This is a genomic window from Amycolatopsis sp. CA-230715, from assembly GCF_018736145.1.
GTDB lineage: Bacteria > Actinomycetota > Actinomycetes > Mycobacteriales > Pseudonocardiaceae > Amycolatopsis.
The window spans coordinates 5,518,071-5,543,897 of the sequence record NZ_CP059997.1 but is presented as its reverse complement, the minus strand read 5'-3'; the positions used below and the strand labels follow the sequence as shown (position 1 = coordinate 5,543,897).

Annotated in this window: 7 protein-coding genes (1 of these 7 cut by a window edge); 4 read left to right on the top strand and 3 right to left on the bottom strand. The window is 68.4% G+C overall.

Going from position 1 to position 25,827, the window contains the following annotated elements:
- Positions 1-217 precede the first annotated feature (217 nt).
- From HUW46_RS26635 to HUW46_RS26620, 4 genes are all read left to right on the top strand, one after another.
- Positions 218-1,000 (top strand): SAM-dependent methyltransferase, encoded by a 783-nt coding sequence (locus HUW46_RS26635; RefSeq protein WP_215550130.1) that lies wholly within the window; start codon positions 218-220, stop codon positions 998-1,000.
- A gap of 117 nt (positions 1,001-1,117) precedes the next feature.
- Positions 1,118-3,220 (top strand): putative bifunctional diguanylate cyclase/phosphodiesterase, encoded by a 2,103-nt coding sequence (locus HUW46_RS26630; protein ID WP_215541540.1) that lies wholly within the window; start codon positions 1,118-1,120, stop codon positions 3,218-3,220.
- A gap of 105 nt (positions 3,221-3,325) precedes the next feature.
- Positions 3,326-4,108: an SDR family oxidoreductase gene (locus tag HUW46_RS26625; RefSeq protein WP_215541539.1), complete on the top strand. Its 783-nt coding sequence runs from the start codon at positions 3,326-3,328 to the stop codon at positions 4,106-4,108.
- Between the two features lie 61 nt (positions 4,109-4,169).
- Positions 4,170-4,382, top strand: coding sequence for an MbtH family protein (locus HUW46_RS26620; protein WP_215541538.1), 213 nt, complete (start codon positions 4,170-4,172; stop codon positions 4,380-4,382).
- Between the two features lie 40 nt (positions 4,383-4,422).
- Here the strand turns inward: HUW46_RS26620 and ccrA are convergent, their stop codons facing one another.
- The 3 genes in view from ccrA to HUW46_RS26605 are tightly spaced (at most 3 nt apart) and all read right to left on the bottom strand, a layout consistent with a single transcriptional unit that may run on beyond the window.
- On the bottom strand, positions 4,423-5,760 hold the full coding sequence (gene ccrA / locus HUW46_RS26615; RefSeq protein ID WP_215541537.1) for a crotonyl-CoA carboxylase/reductase: 1,338 nt from the start codon (positions 5,758-5,760) through the stop codon (positions 4,423-4,425).
- A 3-nt stretch (positions 5,761-5,763) separates the two neighbouring features.
- Positions 5,764-9,408, bottom strand: coding sequence for a type I polyketide synthase (locus HUW46_RS26610; RefSeq protein ID WP_215541536.1), 3,645 nt, complete (start codon positions 9,406-9,408; stop codon positions 5,764-5,766).
- Positions 9,405-25,827: the 3' portion of a non-ribosomal peptide synthetase gene (locus HUW46_RS26605; RefSeq protein ID WP_215541535.1), read on the bottom strand. The gene runs 164 nt beyond the window's last position; the window shows 16,423 of its 16,587 coding nt (coding positions 165-16,587); its start codon lies off the right edge, out of view; it ends in the stop codon at positions 9,405-9,407. The genes HUW46_RS26610 and HUW46_RS26605 overlap by 4 nt, the downstream gene beginning before the upstream one ends.

Below are 25,827 nucleotides of genomic sequence, written 5' to 3'. Positions count from 1 at the left end.
CCGAATGGGGAAGGGACCACAGTAGGCGCGACCCGAACGAGTTCGGCAGCGCCCGTTCGGGTGCGGGCAGGGCCCGAACGGGTGGACATCGGGTCATGCCGATGGACGCAGCGTTCCGCACCCCTGCTCGCTAGGATCGTCCGTCGCACAACGAAGGGGTTTCACCGTGGCAGCCGAGGACTGGGTCCCGCCCAGCGTCGACACGTCGGTGCCGAGCATGGCCCGCACGTACGACTTCATGCTGGGCGGCGGGCACAACTTCGCCGTCGACCGCGCCGTCGGTGAGCAGATCGGCCGCGCCATGCCGGGACTCCGCCAGGCCGCGCGGGTGAACAGGACGTTCCTCGGCCGCGTCGTGCGGTTCCTGACCGACCAGGGCATTCGCCAGTTCCTCGACGTCGGCTCCGGTATCCCGACCGTGTCCAACGTGCACGAGGTCGCGCAGCAGGCCGATCCCGCGTGCCGGGTGGTCTACGTCGACCGCGATCCGGTCGCGGTCGCGCACAGCGAGCTGATGCTCTCCGGCAACGACCGCGCCGCGATCGTCCAGGCCGACATGCGCGATCCGGAGGGCATCCTCGCGCACCCGGACACCCGGCGGCTGCTGGACTTCGACCAGCCGGTCGGCCTGCTGATGTTGCTGATGCTGCACTGGATCCCGGACGACTCGGACCCGCTCGCGCTGCTGGCGCGGTACCGCGACGCGCTGCCCGGCGGCAGCTACCTCGCGATCACCCACGTCACCGGCGACCACCAGGGCGAGAACCTCACCGAGGCGACCGACGTGATCAAGCGCAGCAAGAGCCCCGACCAGATCACGCTACGGACGCGCGCGCGGATCGCCGAGCTGTTCACCGGTTTCGACCTGGTCGAACCCGGCCTCGTCGGCTGCGCGGAATGGCGGCCGCGCGGGCCCGCCGACATTTCCGACGAGCCCGACATGAACATGCTGGTCTACGCGGGTGTCGGCGTTAAGCAATCTCGAAACGACGAAGAGTAGCCAAGAACGTCAACTCACGATCGTGTAGCGCCTTTTCACACTTATGGCCCAACGGTGGTACGGAGCTGAGTAGATAAACTTCCGCGCACTCCAAAACCACCCAAGGCGTGACCCCGAATGCCGAACCCCCATCGGAAATCCCCCGCACCGTCCCCGGACGGCGCCCGTGAGCTGGAGTTGCTCGCGCGGAAGTGGGCATATCTGCTCAGCGGGGTCGTCGTCGTGTCCATGGGCAGGGAGGATCTCGACCGGGAACTGCGGTACCAGCTCGAAACGCTGTGCTCGGCGGTGGCCGCGGAACCCGTCGACGCGGCGGCCGCGAGCGGGGTCGGCGAACGGCTGGTCGCGCTCGGGTACGTCGGCGAACAGGGCCTGCAGTGCACGGTGGACGTCCTCGGCAAGGGACTGCTGGGCTTGAGCGCGTTCCAGCCCCTGTCGCACTACGCCGAGCGGATCACGGCGGCACTGGGCGCGCTCGCCTGTGGTTTCGTGACGGCGACGCGGGCGGCCGTGCTGGAGCAGCAGGAGATCATGCAGCTCTCGTTGCTCAAGGCCGTACGGGACGCGAAGTGGCACCTCAAGGAAAGCGAGGCCCGGTTCGACGAGGTCGCCACGTCCTCGGCCAGCGGCATCATGACGATCGACCTGGACGGGCGGTTGTCGCAGGCAAACGCCGCGCTCGGCGAGATCCTCGCGGTCTCGCCGTCGAGCCTGACCGGGACAATGGTGTACGACCTGGTCCGCGCGGACTCGGCGGAAACGCTGCGGGAGGGCATCGCCGCGCTGCTGGCAGGCGAGCGGGACCGGTTCCGCCAATCGCAGCAGTTCCACCGCGCCGACGGCGACACCGCGCGGATCTCGCTTACGATCTCGATGCTGCGCGACGCCGAGAACAAGCCGAGCCACTTCGTCGGCGTCGTCGAGGACGGCACGGAACTGATGCTGCTGCAGAACGAGCTGAAGCGGCAGTCGCTGCACGACGTGCTGACCGGCCTGCCGAACCGGCAGTACTTCGGCACGCACCTGGAAAGCGTGCTGCGACGCGCCGATCCCGCGCTCGGGATCACCGTGCTGCACCTCGACCTCGACGCGTTCTCGAAGGTGTGCGACAGCCTGGGCCGTCGTGCCGGCGAACAACTGCTCGTGCAGTCGGCACGGCGGCTGAAAACCGTGTTCGCGCGGGAAAAGTCGATGATCGCGCGCTTCGACGGCGACGAGTTCGGGATCGTGGTGGAGAACTCGGCGACGACACCGGACGTCTCCACGCTGGTCGCGAACATCAACGCCGAGCTGACCGAACCGTCCTATGTGGAGGGACACGGGCTGGCGCTGCCCGCGAGCATCGGCGTGGTGCACCGGCCGCCGCACGACAGCGATCCCGCGGAACTGCTGCGCGCGGCGGATTCGGCGCTGCGGCGCGCGAAGGACGGCCGTCGCGGGCAGTGGGAGCTGTTCCACCCCGGCCAGGACGCGGCCGACCGGCGGGCGCGGCTGCTCGCGATCGGGATGCCGGGCGCGTGGGAGCACGGCGAGATCACCGTGCGGTACCGGCCGGTGAAGCACCTGGCCACCGGCGAGGTCGCCGGTGTGGAAGCGGTGCTGCACTGGGATCGGCCGGAGCACGACCCGGTGCCGCACCACCGCTGCGTCGAACTGGCCGAGGAGACCGGGCTGATGCTGCCGCTCGGCGAATGGGTGCTGCGGACCGCGTGCGGGCAGCTTCGGTGGTGGCGGCAGCAAAGCGGCTTCACCGGACCGCTCGTGGTCGGGCTGTCGGTGAACCAGGCCGGTGACGCGGACCTGGTGCGCCGGGTGCTCGGCGCGCTGGCCGAAAGCGGCGCCGAGCCGGGCTGGCTGACGCTCGGGATCCCGGCCGCGGCGCTGACCGCGGCCGAAGCGCAGGACAATCTCACCGTGCTCGCCGATCGCGGGATCACCATGATGCTCGACGACGTCGGCCCCGGCGCGGAGGACCTCGCCCTGCTGGCCGAGTTGCCGGTAGGCGCGGTCCGCATCACCCATCGCCACGTCTCCGGGCAGGCGCGCGAGGCCGCGGCCGCGCTCGTCCCGTTCCTCGGCCGCGCCGGCGCGGCCACGCTGGTCGACGGGATCGACAGCGCCGACCATGCCGAATGGTGGCGCGTCGCGGGCGTCACCACCGCGACCGGCGACCACCTCGGAATCCCGGTCCCGGCAACGGAAATCCACACCGCGCTCTGATCGTCCATTGTGGACTGGGCAGGCCGCCCGTGGAAAGACCGCGCGCACCTGTGCTTGGATGGGGAGAGCTGGGGAAATGGCGGAACGTTGCGGGAGGACGCGGTCATGGATCTTGGCCTCGGGGGGAAGACGGCACTGGTGACCGGCGCGAGCCGCGGGATCGGGCTGGCCACGGTGCGGACGCTGACCGAAGCGGGCATGAAGGTGGTCGCGGCGGCGCGGACGACGACACCGGAGCTCACCGAAACCGGTGCCGCCGTGGTGAACGCGGACCTGTCGACGCTCGAGGGCGTGCGCGGCGCGGTGTCGGGGGCCGAAGAGCTGGTCGGCGATCTCGACCTGCTGGTGAACAACGTCGGCGGCGCGGTGGGCGACATGGTCGGCGGCTTCGAGGCGTTCGACGACGACCGCTGGCAGGAGATCTTCGATCTGAACTTCTTCTCCGCGGTGCGGGCGATCCGCTGCGCGCTGCCCGGCCTGAAGCGCGCGGGCGGCTCGATCGTCAACGTGTCCTCGATCGGCGCGCGGATCCCCGGCGAGGGGCCGCACCCGTACACCACGGCGAAGGCGGCGCTGACCGCGCTGGGCAGCGCGCTCGCCGAGCAGTACGGGCCGCAGGGCGTGCGGGTGAACACCGTTTCCCCCGGCCCGACCAGGACCTCGTTGTGGGTCGGCGACAGCGAAGCGGGCGCGCGCGTGGCGGCGGCGCGCGGCATCACCGTGGACGAGCTGGTCAAGGAGGTCATCGGCAGGCTGCGCATCACCACCGGCCGCCCGGTGGAGCCGACGGAGGTGGCGTCCGTGATCGCCTTCCTCGCCTCGCCGCTGGCTGCCAGCGTGAACGGCGCCGACTACGTGGTCGACGGCGGTGTGACGAAAGCGGCCTGACCAGCGCGGCATATGCGACAACCTGCTGCGTGGGGCGCCGCCGTTGTGGTAATCAGGAAGCATGACGAACCCGTTCGAGGATCCAGACGGCCGCTACTACGTGCTCGTCAACGACGAGGGCCAGCACTCGCTGTGGCCGACGTTCGTCGACGTGCCCGCGGGCTGGACAATCGCGCACGGCGAGGACAGCCGTGACGCCTGCCTTGAGTACGTCGAGCAGAACTGGACCGACATGCGGCCCAAGAGCCTGATCAAGGCCATGGAAGCCAACTGAGCCACGAGGTGCCCCGCGCGGGGCACCTCGTGACCAGGCGCTATCGGGTGAGGCCTCGTAGCGGGTTCAACGTGTCCTCGCCGATGCTCGCGCGCAGTGCCGGATCGGTGACGCCGAGTCCTTCCGAGTGCGCCAGGCACAGCACCGCCACCTTGCCGGTGTGCCGGTTCTCCTGCACCAGCCGCGCCGCTTCACCCACGTCCGCGAGCGGGTAGACCGCCGACATCGTCGGCACGATCCGGCCGGATTCGAACAGCCGCCCGCATTCGACGTTCTCCTGCAGGTTCGCCACGTGGCTGCCGACGATCCGCTTCAGCTTCATCCACAGGTACCTGTTGTCGAAGCCGTGGTGGTAGCCGGTGCTGGAACCGCAGGTCACCACGGTGCCGCCGCGGCTGACCACGAACACCGAAATCCCGAACGTCGCCTGCCCGACGTGTTCGAACACGATGTCGGGGTCGCGGCCGGTCTTCTCGCGGATGATCCCGCCGAGCCGCTTGCCGATGCGGATGACCTCGGCGGGGTCGTCCGAGTGGTCGTCACCGAGGCCGATTTCCTCGCGCGTCACGACGATGTCGCAGCCGAGGCGGCGCACGATCTCGGCCTTGCGCTCCGAGCCGACCACGCCGACCGGGATCCCGCCGCCGTTCTTGACGAACTGGATCGCGTAGCCGCCGAGACCGCCGCCCGCGCCCCAGATGAGCACGATGTCGCCCTGTTTCATCCGCGCGCCGCGGTCGCTGACGAGCATCCGGTACGCGGTGCCCGCGCACAGCGTCGTGCAGGCTGACTCTTCCCAGGTCAGATGTGCCGGTTTGCGGATGAGCTGACTCGCCCTGACCACGGAGTACTCGGCGAGGCCGCCGAAGTTGGTCTCGAAACCCCAAGCGCGCTGCTCGGCGCCCAGCATGCCGTCGGCGTGGCTGGCGGCCTCCTGGTCGTCGACGTAGGCGGGGCTGACCACGACGTGGTCGCCGACCTTCCAGCGCCGCACCCCGGAGCCGACCCGCACGATCACACCGGAGGCGTCCGACCCGACGACCTGGTGGGGCAGGTCGTGCCGGGTCGCCCAACCGCCGGTCTTCGCGAACTGTTCGAGGAAGCGGAAGGTCGGAATGGGCTCGAACATCGCCGACCACACGGTGTTGTAGTTGACCGAGCTGGCCATCACGCCGATCAGCACCTCATCGGGTGCGAGCTCGGGCATCGGCACCTCGCCGACCCGCAACGACTTGCGGACGTCCTTGTCCTCGACACCGCGGAACATCCCGGTGTCCTCGACCCGCAAATGCGCGGCCGTGAACCTTTCCGGAACCGCGGTTCTTTCGATTTCTTCGGCCGTCGCGCCTTTCGCGAGCGCCTCGGACAAATCGCTCATGGGTTATTCCTTCCCCGGTTCTGCCAAAACGTTTCGCAGTTCTTCCGCCAGCGCGTCGACGTGCCGCGGGCCCAGTACGGACCAGTGATCGCCCGGCGCGCCGACGACGCGCACGCCGCCGAGGTAGAGCGGCGCGGTGGCTCGCAGCACGCGCGTCCTGGTCCGCTCGGTCAACCCGGTCTTGAACACCACCGCCGCGCAGTCCAGCGGGCGCGGCACGTACCGCAGGACGGCGCGCACGCCCGCGTTGTAGACGCGCACGTACTCTTCGCCCGGCGCTTCGCTCGTGTCCTTGCCCGAACCCTCGCTCGTGTCGTCGTTGAGCCGGAGCGCGGCCGTCACGTGCTCCGAGCGGCCGAGCGCGGTCTGGGCGCGCGACCACAGGCCACCCGCGAGATAACCGGGCCGCGTGCCGATCGGCAGGCCCCGCGTCCACGGCACGAACCCGTCGATGCACAGCAGCGTCTCCACGCGCTCGCCTTCGTCGAGGAGCTGCCGCGCCATTTCGTGCGCGAGCATGGCGCCGAGCGACCAGCCGCCGAGCCGGTACGGGCCGGTCGGCTGCACGGATTTGAGCAGCGCGAGGTTTTCCCGTGCCAGCGCCTCGAACCGGTCGAGGGGCTCGGCTCCGTCGTGCAGGCCGGGTGCTTCGAGTCCGTACACGGCGTGCTCGCTTTCCCCCAGCAGCGGGGCGAGATGCCGGTAGCACAGCGAACTCCCGGTTCCGGACGCGGCGAGGAACAGCGGCGTGCCCGCGGATCCGTTGAGCCGCACCAGGTTCGGCGATTCCGGCTCCTTTCTTTTCGCCGTCGTCGCCGTCGTCGCTGTCTCGCCGACGAGTGCGAGGAGCCTGCCGAAGGTCGGGTCGTCGAGCAGGTCCGCGACGGCGATCCGGACCCCGGTCTCCTCGCGCACCTGCCCGAGGAGCCGCACGAGCCCGAGCGATTCGCCGCCGAGCCGGAAGAAGTTGTCCTCCGGGTCTGCCGAGGGGACGCCGAGTGTGCGGCACCAGAGATCGGCCAGCGGAGCGCGTTCCGTCTCGGTCTTCTTGGCAGGCTTCTTCGCGTTCACCGGCTCCGGGCGGCCGGGGACCGGCAACGGCCGCGAGTCGAGCGGCACCGGGGGCAGCGAGCACCGGGTGGGCCGTTCGACGAACAACGCGTCCCAGCCGACGGGCAGGCCGCTCTCCCAGATCCGGCCGAGCGCGCCGAGCAGGGTTTCCCGCCTCGGCTCGGCCGCGCGCCCGAGCAGCGCGATGCCGGTGTGCTCGCCGGTCCACGCGGGGTGGCGGCGGAGCCCGCCGATCATGGTCTGCGCTGGCCCGAGTTCGAGCACCACGTCGCAGCCGGTGGCCAGCAGCTCGCCCATGCCGGAGGTCAGCCGGACCGTGCGGCACATCTGCTCCGCCCAGTACCCGGGGTCAGCGAGCCGCTCGGGTTCGATGATCTTGCCGGTCAGGTTCGACACCACGGGCAGGTCCACGGTGCCGTGGCCGACCCGGTCGAAGGCGGCGGCCACCGCGTCCCCGACCGGGCGCATGAGTTCGGTGTGCCCCGCGGTGGGCGTGCCGAGCACGGTGTTGTCGATCGACCGCGCGCTCAGGTCGGCGGCGAGCCGTTCGATCTCCTCGGTCGAGCCGCCGAGCACGAGCTGCCCGGGGCCTTCGGTCGCGACCGAGATCTCCCTGCCGTCGAGTAGTTCGGCGATGTCGCCGGGTTCGGCGTAGACGGCGAGCATGCGCGCGGTCGGCACGTCCTCGATGGCCAGCGCGCGGGCGGCGACGACCTCGAGCCCGGTGCGCAGGTCCCACAGCCCGGCCAGCGCGGCGGCCACGTACTCGCCGAGGCTCTGCCCGAGCAGCGCGCTCGGGCGGATGTCCCACGCGAGCAGTTGCTTGCCGAGCGCGTACCCGATCGCGAACAGTCCGATCTGCTGGACCATGCTTTCCTTGGCCGCCAAGGGATCGGCGTTTTCGCGCACCGCCACGGTCAGGTCGACGCCCCACTTGCGGGCCAGTTCGGTTGCCTCGTCGAACAGCTCCCGGAAAACGGGGAGCTCCCCGTATGCTGCCGCGGCGGCGCCGGGGTAGAGGGTGCCGTGGCCGGGGAAGACGAAGGCGACGGTCGTCTTGTCGCCCACCGCCTTTCCCGGGTTGTTCACCTCGTCGCGCAGCGCCGCGACCGCGTCGTCGAGATCTTCGGCGACGACGCTGACCCGGTGCGGTAGCTCCGGCCGCCCGCTGACCAGCGTCCACGCGGCAGCCACCGGGTCGACCTCGGCGACCCGGCCGGCGAGGTCGGCGCGGGCCCGGCTCAGCGTCGTTTCCGATGGCGCCGCAAGGCAGAACACGCGCGGCCCGCGCCCGGACACGCGCTGCGGCGGGGTTTCCAGCACCGCGTGCGCGTTGGTACCACCGATGCCGAAGGAGCTGACTCCGGCGTACGCTGGCCCGTCAGGCAGTGGCTGGTTCTCCGTGATGACCTTGAACGGGGAGCTCCCCAGTTCGAGCCGGGGGTTCGGTTTCTCGAAGTGCAGGGCCGGCACCAGCTCGCGGTGTTCGAGCATCAGCGCGGTCTTGATGAGCCCGGCGATTCCCGCGGCCGCGCTCGTGTGCCCGATGTTGCTCTTCACCGAGCCGAGCCAGCAGTACCCGACGCGGTCCGTCGACGCGCGGAACGCCGCGGTGAGCGCGGCGACCTCGATCGGGTCGCCGACCGGGGTCGCGGTGCCGTGGCCCTCGATGTGCACGATGTCGTCGGGGTCCACTTCGGACTGTCCTAACGCGAGCTTGACGACGTCGCGCTGACCGGTCAGCGAAGGCGCGGTGTAGCCGATCTTCTCGCCGCCGTCGTTGTTGACCGCGGAACCGCGCAGCACGGCCATGATCCGGTCACCGTCGGCGAGCGCGTCTTCCAGCCTGCGCAGCACCACGGCGCCTGCGCCGTTGCTCGGCACGGTCCCGGTCGAGCCTGCGTCGAACGAGCGGCACCGGCCGTCGGCGGAGAGCACGTGGCCCTCCTGGTGCAGGTACCCGCCGGTCTGCGGCAGCATGAGCGAGCTGCCCCCAGCCAGCGCAACGTCGCACTCGTAGTTCCGCAGGCTCTGGCAGGCCTGGTGCGCGGCGACGAGCGAGGTCGAGCACGCGGTCTGCACGGTGATCGCGGGCCCGGTGAGGCCCAGCTTGTAGGCGACGCGCGTGGCCAGGAAGTCCTTGTCCGTGCCGATCACCCTGCCGAGCACGTCGGAGTCCCCTGTGGACGGACCCATCGCGGTGTCGCACCCGGCGAAGACCCCGATCCAGCCGGGGAAGCGCGCCGGGTCGATGGCCGCGTCCTGCAACGCGGCGAGGCAGACCTCGAGGAAGATCCGCTGCTGGGGGTCGATCGTCCCCGCTTCCGCCGGGCTGTAGCCGAAGTAGCGCCAGTCGAAGTTCTCGCCGCCGGGCAGCAGCCCGACCACCGGCACGAACTCGGGGCGACGCACCAGGTCCTCCGGCAGCCCGGCGGCCAGCAGCTCGCCGGCGTCGAACCGGGTCAGGGTGTCGAGGCCCCCGCGCAGGTTCCGCCAGAACGCGCCGAGATCGGGCGCCCCCGGCATCCGGCAGCCCGCGCCGACGATCGCGATCGCGTCGGTCATTTCTTCGGTCATGCCAGGTCTCTCTTCCGTGACCGCGCCCCCGCGCGCGCCGCCTTGGCGCGCCGCGCGCGGGCCGCGATCGGGTCTTCGGTCTGGTCGTTCGCGGTTCGCTCGTCCGCGGCTCGGCCGTTCGTGGTTCCGTCGGTGCCGAGCCAGCGCGCGAGGCTGCGGACCGTCGGGAACTCGAACAGCCGGTGGATCGGCAGTTCCCGCCCGAGCAGGTCCTCCAGCCGCCCCTGCAGCCGGGCGAGCAGCATGGAGTTGCCGCCGAGGTCGAAGAAGTTGTCCTCGGCACCGACTTCGTCGACCGCGAGGATCTCGGCCCACAGTCCCGCGAACTGCTGTTCCAGCTCGGTGCTCGGCTTCTCGACCGGGGCGGCTGCCGTTTCCGGCGCGGGCAACGCCTTCCGGTCGATCTTGCCGTTGACCGTCAGCGGCAGTGCCCCCATCAGCTTGATGCTCGACGGCACCAGGTAACCGGGGAGCTCCGCGTTTGCCCAATCCCGCAGTGTCTGCTCAAGGTGCTCATCCGGGGATGTCCCCGGTTCAGGCGTGGCATAGGCGACGATCCGGCGGTCGCCGTCGCGCGGCTCCCAGACGGCGGCCACGACATGGGCGATTCCCGGCGCGCGGCCGAGCACGGCTTCGATCTCGCCGAGCTCGATCCGGTACCCGCGCACCTTCACCTGATCGTCAGCGCGGCCGACGAACACGAGCCTGCCCTCGGCGTCCCACCTGACCAGATCACCGGTCCGGTACATCCGTTCCCCGGTGGCACCGAACGGGTTCGCCACGAACCGCTCGGCCGTCAGCCCGGCGCGGCCCACGTACCCCCTGGCCAGCTGCGGGCCCGACACGTACAGCTCGCCCACCACGTTCGGCGGCACCGGGCGCAACGCCGCGTCCAGCACGTGCACCCCGGCCCCTGGCACCGGACGTCCGATCGGAACCACGGTCTCGTCACCGGTGAGCGGCTCGCTCGTGGTCGCGCAGACCGTGAACTCGGTGGGCCCGTAGGCGTTCACCATCCGCCTGCCCGGCGCCCAGCGCGCCACCAGTTCCGGCGGCGCGGCTTCGCCAGCCAGCACCACGTTCGTCAGCGCGGGCAACTCATCATCCACTGTGGACAAAACAGAGGGAGGCAGCGTCACGTGGGTGACACGCTGGTCCCTGAGCACCTTCTCCAGCTCGCGCCCGACCAGCGCGGCGCCGGAGCCCAGCACGAGCGTGGCGCCCGCGGCCACCGACGTCACCAGTTCCGACACCGACGCGTCGAAGCTCGGCGACGCGAACTGCAGCACCCGGCTCCCCGCCTCGACGGCGAACCGCTCCACCAGCGCGGAAGCGAGTGCGCTCACTCCCTTGTGGACCACCTCCACGCCCTTCGGCCGCCCCGTCGACCCCGACGTGAACAGCACATACGCGGTGCTCCCCGTTTCGACCTCGATCTCCGGCGCCGAACTGGGGAACCCACTCAGATCCGTCCCGGCCCATTCGGCATCGAGCACGGCGACCGGTGCGGCGGTGGCCAGCATGTACTCGATCCGGGCCTGCGGGTACGCCGGATCCACCGGCACGTACGCCGCACCGGCCTTCCACACCCCGAGGATCGCCGCGAGCAGAACCGGGGACCTCCCCAGTTTGATCGCCACCCGCTGGCCGGGCTCGATTCCCCGTGCCACCAAGGAATGCGCGATCCGGTTCGCCCAGGCGTCCAGCTCCGCATACGTCCACGTGTCGGCGCCGTGAACCAAGGCGGCCGTATCCGGGGAGGTCCCCGCTTGCTGGGCGAGCAGCTCGGGTATGGTCCCGCCGGACGTCGGCGCGCTACCGCGGCTCCACTCGAGCAGGCGCGCCCGCTCCGCCCCGGTCAGGATCTCCGCCTTGGTGATCGGCTGCTCCGGAGTGGTGACGAGTTCGCGCAGCAGTTGCCGCCACCGATCCAGCAAGGTGTCGACCGTGCCCGCGTCGAACAGGTCGGTCGCGTACTCGGCCACCCCGGCCAGTCCTGCCGGATTCCGGTCCTCGTCGAACTGTTCGGTCAGCGACAGCAGCAGGTCGAGCCGCGCGGTGTCCGTCGCGACGAAACCGGGTCGCACCTGGAGACCGGGCAGTTCGAACCGCGGCTGCGCGGTGTTCTGCAGCGCGAGCGAAACCTGGTACAGCGGGTGGTGCGCGGTCGACCGCGCCGGGTTCAGCACCTCGACCAAGTGCTCGAACGGGACGTCCTGGTGCTCGTACGCGCCGAGGCTCGCCTCGCGCACCCTGGACAGCAACTCGGTGAAGCTGGGATCGCCGGAAGTGTCCGCGCGCAGCACCCAGGTGTTGACGAAGAACCCGACCAGGTCGTCGAGCGCCTGATCGGTCCGGCCCATGATCGGCGCGCCGATCGGCACGTCCGTCCCCGCGCCGAGCCTGGTCAGGAGCGCCGCGAGGCTCGCGTGCAGCACCATCGACACGGTCGCGCCGTTCGCCCGCGCGAGTGCGGTGACCGCCGTGTGCAACTCCGCGTCGAGTTCGAACCGCGCCAGCGCGCCGGAATAGGAGGCCCTGGCGGGACGCGGCCGATCCGACGGCAGCTCGAGCACGGTCGGCACACCGTCCAAAGCGGACTTCCAGTAGGCGAGCTGGCGCGCGTACCTGCTCGTCTCGTCGGCACGGTCACCGAGGAGTTCCCGTTGCCACAGCGTGTAATCCGCGTACTGCACGGGGAGCGGCCGCCACTCCGGAACCCCGCCGGCGGATCGCGCGTCGTAAGCGGTCATCAGATCGCGCGCGAGCGGGCCGAGCGACCAGCCGTCGCCCGCGATGTGGTGCAACACCACGACCAGCAGGTGCTCCTGCGTACCGGTCCCGAACAGCGCTCCTCGCACGGGTATTTCGGCGGCGAGGTCGAACGGGCGGCGCGCCTCCGCGCGGAGCGCGGCCGACAGCTCTTCTTCGTCGACCTGCCGCGCTTCCCACCGCAACTCCACCTCGTCCGATGCGAGAACGCGCTGGTACGGCTTGCCGTCGAGATCGGTGAACACCGTGCGCAGCGACTCGTGCCGCGCCACCACGTCGCCCAGTGCGGCCCGCAACGCCGGGGCGTCCAGCTCGCCGGTCAGCCAGAGGACCAGCGGGAGGTGGTAGGTCGCCTCGACCCCGTCCATCCGCTGCAGGAACCACAACCGCTGCTGCGCGAACGAAGCCGGTACCAGGTCCTGGCGCGGCATCCGCACCAGTGCGGGCCGCGGGTCCTCGGTGTCCCGATCGAGCCACTCGGCGAGTTCGGCCACGGTGGGTGCTTCGAAGATCGCGCGCACCGGCAGTTCGGCCGCCAACGTGGCGCGGATCCGGCTCACCAGCCGCGTCGCCAGCAGGGAATGCCCGCCCAGCTCGAAGAACCCGTCGTCGATGCTCACCGCGCCGACCCCGAGCACCTCCGCGAAAAGTCCACAAAGGACATCCTCGCGCGCGGTCCTCGGCGCCCTTCCGGGGACTTCCCCGGTTATGCGGTCCGGAACGGGAAGCGCGGCACGGTCCAGTTTTCCGTTGTCGGTCAACGGCAACACATCGACCGCCACCACGGCCGAGGGAACCAGGTACTCGGGCAGGCGTTCCCGCAGCACGGGGATGAGCTTCTGTGCGTCGCCACCCGGTGTCGTCACCACGTAGGCGACCAGGCGCTGGTCCCCAGGCCGGTCTTCGCGGATGATGGCGGCGGCTTGTGCGACGTCGTCTTGGTCGGTCAGGGCGGTTTCGATCTCGCCGAGTTCGATCCGGAACCCGCGGAGCTTGACTTGATCGTCCGCACGTCCGGCGAAGACCAGTTCTCCACGGCGGTTCCAGCGGACCAGGTCACCGGTCCGGTAAAGACGGCCCGTGCCAAAGGGATTCGCGATGAACCGTTCCGCGGTCAGTGCTGGCTGGTTCAGATACCCCTGAGACACCCCACCACCAGCGATATACAGTTCACCGAGCACGCCCGGTGGCACTTGCCGAAGCGCTCGGTCGAGCACATACGTTTGAGTACCTGGCATGGGTTTCCCGATCGGGATCGGCCCGTCGGCGTCCTCGATCACCTGCCGGGTGGCGAAAGTAGTGGTTTCGGTCGGACCGTACCCGTTGACCACGACCAGATCCGGATTTTCTGCCCTCACGCGACGGACCGCCTCCGGCGACACCACATCACCACCAGCCCACACCTCACCCACACCAGCAAAACACCCCACATGCTCCTCAGCCATCACCGCGAACAACCCCGCGGTCAACCACAGGGCGGAAACGTGGTGTTCGGTGATGGTGTCCGCGAGTACCCGCGTATCCGACCGGCTGGGAAGCGCGAGCACGACCGTGCCACCGTTGAGCAAGGGAACCCACAGCTCATAAGTCGAGGCATCGAACGTGTGCGGCGAATGCATCAGCACCCGTGAATGCGCCGCGCTCCAATCACCACGCGCCAGATCCACCACATTCGCGTGAGTGACCTCCACACCCTTCGGCCGCCCCGTCGACCCCGACGTGTACATCACATACACTGCGCTGCCCGGCTCCACTGGCACCCGAACCTCAACCGAGGAGCCCCCCACTTCACCCGCCTCGTCCACTTCGCCGTCGAGCACCACCATCGGGGCCGCGTCGGCGAGCATGAACTCGATCCGCTCACCCGGATACGACGGATCCACCGGCACATACGCCGCACCGGCCTTCACCACACCAATGATCGTCGCCACCAACAACGGCGATCGCTCCATCACCACCGCCACACGCCCACCAACACCCACACCCCGCGCCACCAACCCCGCGGCGACCCGATCCGACCACACATCCAACTCGCGATACGACCACACCCGGTCCCCCGCCACCAACGCCACCGCGTCCGGGGACCTCCCCACCTGCCCCGCGAACACGTCAGGAACAGACTCCGTCACCACCCCGGACGGCACACCACTCCAAGCCGACACCAACTCCCGTTCCCCACCAACCAACACATCCCACGACCCAATCGACACACCCGGCTCCCCCACCAAACACCGCAACACCCACTCCCACCGAGCCAACACCACCCGCACACCATCCACATCGAACAAATCCGTCGCGAACTCCGCCACGCCCACGATCCCAGCGGGCTCACCATCCGCGTCGTGCCGTTCGAGAAGCGACAGGAACAGGTCGAACCGCGAAGTACCGGTGGACACCGGTTCGGGCCGGACCGTCAGTCCCGGCAGCTCGAACGTCGGCTGGGTGTTGTTCTGCAGTGCGAGTGAGACCTGGAACAACGGATGATGCGCCATCGACCGCGCCGGATTCACCACCTCCACCAAATGCTCGAACGGAACATCCTGATGCTCATACGCGGCAAGACTCGACTCGCGCACCCGCTCCAGCAGCTCGAAGAAACTCGGGTCGCCGGAGGTGTCGGCTCGCAGGACCCAGGTGTTGACGAAAAACCCGATCAAATCGTCCAACGCGTTGTCCGTTCGCCCGGCGATCGGTGATCCGATCGGGACGTCCGTCCCCGCACCGAGCCGAGTCAGCAGGACAGCGAGCCCGGCCTGGAGCACCATCGACACCGTCGCACCACACGACCGCGCCAACTCGGCGATCGACGCGTGCAACTCCGCGTCGAGAGCGAACCGGGTCAGGTCACCGCGGTACGAAGCCACCGCGGGGCGTGGCCGATCGGTTGGAAGGTCGATTACCTCGGGAAGACCGGTCAGTTGGTTCCGCCAGTAGGCGAGCTGTCGCGCGAAGAGGCTCTCCGGATCATCACGGTCGCCGAGGAGTTCCCGCTGCCACAAGGAATAGTCGGTGTACTGCACGGGAAGTGGCGACCAACCGGGCTCCTGCCCGATGCGGCGCGCCTGGTACGCGGTCATCAGGTCGCGCGCGAGCGGTCCGAACGACCAGCCATCCCCGGCGACGTGGTGCATCACTACGGCGAGCACGTGTTCGTCGTCGCTGATGCGGAGCAGGGTGCCTCGGACCGGTATTTCGGTGGCGAGGTTGAAGGGGTGTCGGACGGTGTTGGTCAGTGCGGTGTCGCTGTAGTCCTGGTGTTTCCAGGGAAGTTCGATGTCGTCGGGGGTGAGGATGTGCTGGAAGGGTTCTCCGTCGTGTTCGTCGAGTAGGGTGCGCAGGGATTCGTGCCGCACGATCACATCGGACAACGCGGCGCGCAGTGCGTCGGTGTCGAGTTCGCCGGTCAATCGGAGCACGAGCGGCATGTTGTAGGTCGCTGACAGGCCACCTAGTTTTTGCAGGAACCACAACCGCTGTTGCGCGAACGACACCGGCACCACCTCCGGCCGTGGCATCGGCACCAGTTTCGGCCGCACCGTCCCCGAATCCGACTCGACCACCGCCGCCAACTCCGCCACCGTCGGCGCCTCGAACACCGCCCGCACCGGCACCTCGACCTCCAGCACCGCACGAATCCGGCTCACCAACCGCGTCGCCAGCAGCGAATGCCCACCCAACTCGAAAAACCCATCATCAATACTGACCACACCGACCCCCAACACCTCCGCGAACAGACCACACAGCACCTCCTCCCGCGCGGTCCGAGCCACACGCCCCTCACCCGACACCTGATCCGGCACCGGCAACCCAGCTCGATCCAACTTCCCATTCACCGTCAACGGCAACCGATCCACCACCACAAACGCCGACGGCACCATGTACTCCGGCAACCGCTCGCTCAGCCGTTCGCGGAGCACGGACGGGAGCTTGCCCGCCGCGCGCGAACCGGCCGGGGTGTTGGTCGTGGCATCGCGTCCGGTGTAGACACCGGTCAACGCGTCGTGATGTTCGGGAAGCAAGATGGCGTCGAACTTTTCCGGGGCACCCTCGGTCCAGGTGCACACTGCTTCGATGCCTTGGGATTGCGCCCAGGTGCGAATGGTCTCCGGGTCGATGCCGGTATCGGTTCCGGTTTCGGTGGCCAGCCGGGCGTTCGGGATTCCGGTGATCCGCACGAGCCCGCTCTCGATCTCGTCGAGAGTGCGCACGTCCTTACCCCACACCAGCCGGGGTAGGTCGGATACGTCGAGCACATCGGATTGTGCTTTGTGGATGGTGACTTCGTAACGGTGCCGGGTCAGCTCATTGTGGTAGGCGCCGTTTTTCAACCGCACCTCGACCGCGCCCCGGCCTTTGGCCCATGCGGTGAAGAAACCGGGATCGATCACCAGCTCCTTCTCCAGCAACACCGCGCGCTCCACCGCCGCGGCCACCGCCTCCGGGCCATCCTGCGGATGCCGGGCGCGGTGCACCGCGGACCGGAACGCCCGCAACGTTCCCCGATTCCGCACATCCCCCACCACAATCCGTCCACCGGGCGCCAACCGCTCCCACGCCAACTCCAGCACCCGGCCCAAATACCCCGCATCCGGGAAGTACTGCACCACCGAATTCACCACCACCACATCGAAAAATCCCACCGGCAGGCCCTCGGCCTCGTCCGCGGCCTGCTGCCGCAAAACCACCCGGTCGCCCCACGACCGTTCCGCCACCTGCCCCCGCAACCGCTCGATCACCGCACCCGAAAAATCCGTCCCCCAATACTCCACACACCCCGGCGCCACCTCCGCCAACAACAACCCCGACCCCACCCCGATCTCCAACACCCGAGCCACCGACCCCACCCGCTCCACCGCCGCGGCACGCCACAACCGCATCTCACCCAACCCGATCGGCTCACCCGAATACGAACTCACCCACCCCGTGAAATCCTCCCCCAACACCCCACCACCGGAATACATCTCCTCATACACCCCACGCCACTCATCCACCTGCTCCACCACATCACCCACACCAACACCCACCCCCGCCACCACATACCCCACCAAACGACGATCCCCAGGCCGGTCTTCGCGGATGATGGCGGCGGCTTGTGTGACGTCGTCTTGGTCGGTCAGGGCGGTTTCGATCTCGCCGAGTTCGATCCGGAACCCGCGGAGTTTGACTTGATCGTCCGCACGTCCGGTGAAGACCAGTTCGCCACGGCGGTTCCAGCGGACCAGGTCACCGGTCCGGTAAAGACGTCCTGTGCCGTAGGGATTTGCGATGAACCGTTCCGCGGTCAGGCCCGGCTGGTTCAGATATCCCTGGGACACCCCACCACCCGCGACATACAGTTCACCGAGCACGCCGGGTGGCACTTGCCGAAGCGCTCGGTCGAGCACATACGTTTGCGTGCCTGGCATGGGTTTCCCGATCGGAATTGGCCCGTCGGCGTCCTCGATCACGTGCCGGGTGGCGAAGGTGGTGGTTTCGGTCGGGCCGTATCCGTTGACCACGACCAGATCCGGGTTGGCTGTCCTCACGCGACGGACCGCCTCCGGCGACACCACATCACCACCAGCCCACACCTCACCCACACCAGCAAAACACCCCACATGCTCCTCAGCCATCACCGCGAACAACCCCGCGGTCAACCACGCCGCACTCACCCGCTGCTCGACGATCGTCCTCGCCAGCACCGCGGTGTCCATCCGCCCCGACGGCGCCAACACCACCGTGCCGCCGTTGAGCAAGGGAACCCACAGCTCATAAGTCGAAGCGTCGAAGGTGTGCGGCGAGTGCATCAGCACCCGTGAATGCGCCGCGCTCCAATCACCACGGGCCAGATCCACCACATTCGCGTGAGTGACCTCCACACCCTTCGGCCGTCCTGTCGACCCGGACGTGTACATCACATACACCGCCGCATCCGGCGCCACTGGCACCGGAACCTCAACCGGGGAACCCCCCGCTTCGTCTGTCTCGTCCACTTCGCCGTCGAGCACCATCACTGGTGCCGCGTCGGCGAGCATGAACTCGATCCGCTCACCCGGATACGACGGATCCACCGGCACATACGCCGCACCGGCCTTCACCACACCAATGATCGTCGCCACCAACAACGGCGACCGCTCCATCACCACCGCCACACGCCCACCAACACCCACACCCCGCGCCACCAACCCCGCCGCGACCCGATCCGACCACACATCCAACTCGCGATACGACCACACCCAATCCCCCGCCACCAACGCCACCGCATCCGGGGACCTCCCCACCTGCCCTGCGAACACCTCACCAACCGACTCCGCCACCACCCCGGACGGCACACCACTCCACAACGACACCAACTCCCGTTCCCCACCAACCAACACATCCCACGACCCAATCGACACACCCGGCTCCCCCACCAAACACCGCAACACCCACTCCCACCGAGCCAACACCACCCGCACACCATCCACATCGAACAAATCCGTCGCGAACTCCGCCATACCGGTGAGCCCGGCCGGATTCCCGTTCTCGTCGTACTTCTCCCGCAGTGCGAGGAAAAGATCGAACCGCGAAGTACCGGTGGACACCGGTTCGGGCCGGACCGTCAGTCCCGGCAGCTCGAACGTCGGCTGGGTGTTGTTCTGCAGTGCGAGTGAGACCTGGAACAACGGATGATGCGCCATCGACCGCGCCGGATTCACCACCTCCACCAAATGCTCGAACGGAACATCCTGATGCTCATACGCGGCAAGACTCGTCTCGCGCACCCTGGCCACCAGGTCCGTGAAGCTTGGATCACCCGAGGTGTCCGCCCGCAGTACCCAGGTGTTGACGAAAAACCCGATCAAATCGTCCAACGCGGCGTCAGTGCGTCCGGCGATCGGCGATCCGATCGGGACGTCCGTACCCGCACCAAGCCGCGACAACAGCACCGCCAGCCCGGCCTGCAACACCATCGACACCGTCGCACCACACGACCGCGCCAACTCGGCGATCGACGCGTGCAACTCCGCATCCAGACCGAACCAGGTGACATCGCCGCGGTACGAAGCCACGGCGGGACGGGGGCGGTCGGTGGGCAGCTCAGTCACTTCCGGCAATCCGTCGAGCTGGCGAGTCCAGTAAGCGAGCTGTCGCGCATACCGGCTTTCCGGATCGTCGCGGTCACCGAGCAGGTCACGCTGCCACAGCGTGTAGTCCGCGTACTGCACCGGAAGCGGTGCCCAGTCCGGCGCCACGCCATCTCGCCGCGCGCGGTAGGCCGTCACCAGGTCGCGCGCCAGCGGTCCGAACGACCAGCCATCGGCCGCGATGTGGTGCAGCACCAGTGCGAGCACGTGGTCGCGGCCGTCCACTTCGAACAGCCAGGCTCGGATCGGCAGTTCCGTCGCGAGGTCGAAGTGGTACCTCGCAGCGTTCTCCAGCGCATCCGGAAGCTCGTCCTCCGTGCGTGTGAGCTGTTGCCACGGCACACGAGGCTCGTCGAGGATTCGCTGATGCGGTTTGCCGTTCCACTCCTCGAACACGGTGCGCAGAGACTCGTGGCGCGTCACCACGTCGTCCAGCGCACCGCGAAGCGCCTCGACATCGAGTTCACCGGAAAGGCGGAGCACCAGTGGCATGTTGTAGGTAGCGGACAATCCCTCCATCTTGTGGAGGAACCAGAGTCGTTGCTGCGCGTGGGAAACCGGTAGAGTCTCGGGCCGGACCGCAGGTGTCAGCCGGGGACGTGCTTGCTGATCGGTGTCGAGCCGCCCGGCCAATTCTGCGACGCTGGGCGCCTCGAAGATCGCACGCACCGGAACCTCGACACCCAACACCGCCCTGATCCGGCTGACCAGCCTGGTCGCCAACAGAGAATGACCACCCAACGCGAAGAACCCATCGTCCACACCCACCGAAACAACACCCAGCACCTCAGCAAAAAGCCCACACAGGACTTCCTCCCGCGCAGTCCTCGGTGCACGCCCCTCACCGCTCGCATACTCCGGTACAGGCAACGCCGCCCGGTGCACCTTCCCGTTCGCGGTCAACGGCACGCTGTCCAGGCGCACGAAGGCCGACGGCACCATGTACTCCGGCAACCGCGACGCGACAACGGCACGCAACACAGAAGTGTCCACATCAGACACCACATAGGCAACCAGGCGGCGGTCACCGGGCTGATCCTCGCGCACCATGGCGACCGCGGCGGTCACCCCGTCTTGTTCGTGCAGGGCGGTTTCGATCTCGCCGAGTTCGATCCGGAACCCACGCAACTTCACCTGATCATCCGCACGCCCCACGAACTCCAACTCGCCACCTGAGTTCCACCGCACCAGATCCCCAGTCCGATACATCCGCCCACCGCTCGTGAACGGCGACGACACATATCGTTCCGCGGTCAACCCCGCACGACCGACGTACCCGCGTGTCACACCCTCACCCGCGATGTACAGCTCACCCACCACACCCGGCGGAACCAACCGCAGGCCACCATCGAGCACAAACACCCGCGTGTTCTCCAACGGCCGCCCAATCGGCACACCGGTCCCGTCCAACCGAGCCACAGTCGACCAAATCGTGGTTTCGGTCGGTCCATACAAATTCGTCACCGATCGCGCCGACGCCACCAGCTCGCTGGCAAGCTTTTCGGGCAGCGCTTCACCGCCGACTAGAACATCCACATCGGACAGTTCGGTATCGGCTTCGGCGACCACGCCCGCCCACAGACTCGGCGTCGCCTGCATCACCGACACACCCTGCTCCCGGATCAGGCGCAACACCTCACGCGGATCCCGCGCGACCTTCTCCTCCGCCAGCACCACCGCGGCACCGGTCACCAACGGCAGGAACAACTCCAACCCGGCAATATCGAACCCGACCGTCGTCGTCGCCAACAACCGCGACCCCGAACCAATACCCACAATGGACTTCATGCTCGACAGGAAGCTCACCAGATTGGCGTGCGTGACCTCCACACCCTTCGGCCGACCCGTCGACCCCGACGTATACAACACATACGCCGCCCACTCCGGTGCAGGCAAAGAAGAAACCGGATCCGGGGAATACCCCGCTACATCCACCTCGCCATCCAGCACCACCACCGGAGCCGCATCGGCAAGCATGAACTCGATCCGCTCCACCGGAAAACCAGGATCCACCGGCACATACGCCGCACCCACCTTCACCACACCCACCATCGCCGCCACCACAAACGCCGACCGCCCCACCACCAACCCAACACGACCACCCCGCCCGGCGCCGTGTTCGATCAGATACCGGGCGATCCGGTTAGACCATGCGTCCAGTTCGGCGAATGTCCACGAGTCGCTACCGAAAACCACGGCCGTCGCATCCGGGGAACTCCCCACTTGCTGAGCGAACAGCTCGGGAAGCGTGCCGGTTCCCGCACCCGCGCCGCGCCCCCAGGTCAGCAACCGGTCTCGTTCCGGCGCGGCCAGGATTTCGGCGCGCGTGATCGGCGCCGAGGGCTCGGCTACCAGCTGCCGCAGGAGGCGCTGCCACCGGTCGACGAGAACACGAACGGTCTCCTGGTCGAACAGGTCCGTCGCGTACTCGAGCACACCGGCGATACCGGTCTCGTCCGGCCGCTCGCGGAGGAAGAACGCCAGGTCGAACCGCGCGGTCCCGGTCGAAACCGGCTCTGGGCGCGCGGACAGACCTGCCAGCTCGAAACCGGGCTGGGCGTTGTTCTGCAACGCCAGCGACACCTGGAAGAGCGGGTGGTGCGCCATCGACCGCGCCGGATTCAGCACCTCCACCAAATGCTCGAACGGAACATCCTGATGCTCATACGCGGCAAGACTCGACTCGCGCACCCGCTCCAGCAACTCGAAGAAACTCGGATCTCCCGAGGTGTCCGCCCGCAACACCCAGGTGTTGAGGAACAGTCCGATCAGGTCCTCCAGCGCGGCGTCGGTGCGCCCGGCGATCGGCGATCCGATCGGGACGTCCGTACCCGCACCGAGCCGCGACAACAGCACCGCCAGCCCCGCTTGCAGCACCATCGACACCGTCGCCCCACTCGACCGTGCCATCTCGGCGATCGACGCGTGCAACTCGGCGTCCCAGTCGAACAGGACCGTGTCGCCCGCGTAGGACGACACCGGTGGGCGCGGCCGGTCCGTCGGCAGCACGGTGACTTCGGGTAGGCCGTCCAATGCGGACCGCCAGTAGGCGAGCTGGGTCGAGTACCGGCTGCCCTTGTCCTTTCTGGACCCCAGAAGTTCCCGTTGCCAGAGGGTGTAGTCCGCATAGTGGACCGGAAGCGGTGCCCAGTCCGGCAGTGCTCCGCGTGACCGTGCCTGGTACGCGGTCATCAGGTCCCGCGCCAACGGACCGAACGACCAGCCGTCCCCGGCGATGTGGTGCAGCACCAGAACGAGGACTTGGTCTCCCCCACCCTCGAACAAGCTTCCCCTGATCGGGATTTCGGTGGCGAGGTCGAACGGACGACGCACCGCTTCCGCCACCGCCGTGTCGAGATCTCCCACGTCGCGCCGCTCCCACGGCACGGTCACGTCGTCGAGGATGCGCTGGTAAGGCTCGCCGTCACGTTCGTCGAACACCGTGCGCAACGCCTCGTGCCGGGTGATGACGTCGCCGAGCGCGGCACTCAGGGCTTCCGCGTCGACGGCACCGGACAGGCGCAGCACGAGCGGGATGTTGTAGGTCGCGGAAGGGCCTTCCAGGCGGTGCAGGAACCACAGCCGCTGCTGGGCGAACGAAACTGGGATCCGGTCCGGACGCGGTACCGGCTTCAGGCCGGGGCGATCGGTCGCGGACTCCACGTCGAGCCGGGTGACGAGTTCGGCGATGGTCGGCGCCTCGAAGATCGCCCGCACCGGCAGATCGGCGCCGAGCACCGCGCGCACCCTGCTGACCAGCCGGGTCGCGAGCAGGGAATGACCGCCCAGTGCGAAGAACCCGTCGTCGATGGTCACACTGCTGACACCAAGGATCTCGGCGAACAACTCACACAGCGCTTCTTCGCGTGCGGTCCGCGGTGCCCTGCCTTCGACGCTTGTGTATTCGGGTGCGGGGAGTGCGGCGCGGTGCACTTTGCCGTTCGCGGTCAGCGGCACACTGTCCAGGTGCACGAAGGCTGACGGCACCATGTACTCCGGCAGCCGCGCAGCTATCGCGGCCCGCAGCACAACAGTGTCCACATCAGACACAACATAAGCCACCAGACGCCGGTCGCCGGGCTGGTCTTCGCGGACCATGGCGACCGCGGCGGTCACGCCGTCTTGTTCGGTGAGGGCGGTTTCGATCTCGCCGAGTTCGATCCGGAACCCGCGCACCTTCACCTGATCATCCGCACGCCCCACAAACTCCAACACCCCACCAGCAGACCACCGCACCAAATCCCCGGTCCGATACATCCGCCCACCGCTGGTGAACGGCGACGCCACAAACCGCTCCGCGGTCAGCCCCGCCCGGTTCACGTATCCGCGTGTCACGCCCTCGCCCGCGATGTACAGCTCACCCACCACGCCCGGCGGCACCAACCGCAGGCCACCATCGAGCACGAACACCCGCGTGTTGTCCAACGGGCGCCCAATCGGCACACCGGTCCCGTCCAACCGAGCCACAGTCGACCAAATCGTGGTTTCGGTCGGTCCATACAAATTCGTCACCGATCGCGCCGACGCCACCAACTCGCTGGCAAGCGACTCTGGCAGGGCCTCCCCACCCACAAGAACGTCTACATTGGACAGTTCAGTATCGGCTTCGGCGACCACGCCCGCCCACAGGCTCGGCGTCGCCTGCATCACCGACACACCCTGCTCCCGGATCAGGCGCAACACCTCACGCGGATCCCGCGCGACCTTCTCCTCCGCCAGCACCACCGCGGCACCGGTCACCAACGGCAGGAACAACTCCAACCCGGCAATATCGAACCCGACCGTCGTCGTCGCCAACAACCGCGACCCCGAACCAATGTCCACAACAGACACCATGCTCGACAGGAAACTCGCCAGATTGGCGTGCGTGACCTCCACACCCTTCGGCCGACCCGTCGACCCCGACGTATACAACACATACGCCGCCCACTCCGGCGCCACCGGCACACTAACCGGGGAGTACCCCGCTACGTCCACCTCACCATCCAGCACCACCACCGGAGCGGCATCACCCAGCATGAACTCCACACGTTCAGCCGGGAAACCGGGATCCACCGGCACATACGCCGCACCCGCTTTGGCGACCCCCACCATCGCCGCCACCACAAACGCCGACCGCCCCACCATCAACCCAACCCGACCACCAGGACCAACACCACGCTCAACCAAATACCCCGCGATCCGACCCGACCACACATCCAACTCGGCAAAGGTCCACGACTCACCACCACACACCAACGCCACCGCATCCGGGGAACTCCCCACCTGACGCCCGAACAACCCCGGGAGCGTGTCCGCGGTGGCGGTGGCATCGGTGCCGCTCCAGGACAGCAGCCGATCGCGCTCGGACCCGATCAGGATGTCGGCGTCACCGATGCGCGCGTCCGCGCGGGCGACCAACTGCCGCAGGAGACCGCTCCACCGCTCCAGCAGGACCTGCACGGTGCCCGTGTCGAACAGGTCCGTGGCGAACTCGGCCACCCCCGCGATCCCCGCGGGCACCCCGGCCCGGTCGTACCGCTCCCGGAGCGACAGGAACAGGTCGAACCGCGCGGTCCCGGTCGACATCGGCTCCGGACGGACCAGCAGGCCGGGCAGATCGAACGCCGGCTCGGCGTTGTTCTGCAGCGCGAGCGACACCTGGAACAGCGGGTGGTGCGCCATCGACCGCGCCGGGTTCAGCACCTCCACCAGGTTCTCGAACGGGAGGTCCTGGTGGTCGTATGCGGCGAGGCTCGCTTCCCGCACCCTCGAGAGCAGTTCGGCGAACGTCGGGTCGCCCGAGGTGTCCGCGCGCAGCACCCAGGTGTTGAGGAAGAGACCGATGAGATCGTCGAGCGCCTCGTCGGTGCGCCCGGCGATCGGCGATCCGATCGGGACGTCGGTACCCGCACCGAGCCGGGTCAACAGGACAGCCAACCCCGCCTGCAGCACCATCGACACCGTCGCACCACTCGACCGCGCCAACTCGGCGATCGACGCGTGCAGCTCGGCGTCCCAGTCGAACCGCGCGATGTCACCGGAATAGGACGCGACGGCGGGACGCGGCCGGTCCGTGGGCAGGTCGAGCGCCTCGGGCAGGTCGGCGAGCTGGTCGCGCCAGTAGGCGAGCTGGGTGGCGTAGACGCTTTCCGGGTCGTCTCGCTCGCCGAGGAGTTCTCGCTGCCACAGCGAATAGTCGGCATACTGCACCGGGAGGGGCTCCCATTCGGGGACCTCCCCGGTTAGCCTGGCCTCGTACGCGGTCACCAGGTCCCGTGCCAGTGGCGCGAACGACCAGCCATCCGCCGCGATGTGGTGCAGCACCACCACGAGCACGTGTTCGGCGGGCGCGGTCTCGAACAGGCGGCCCCGGATCGGGATCTCGGTTGCGAGGTCGAACGGTTCACGGACCACTTCGGACAGCGCGTCCGGCAGTTCCTCCTCGCCGACCTGTTTTTCCCGCCACGGCACTCGTGCTTCGTCCGCGTCGAGCACCCGCTGATACGGCTCACCGTCGTGCTCTTCGAACACCGTGCGCAGCGACTCGTGCCGCACCACC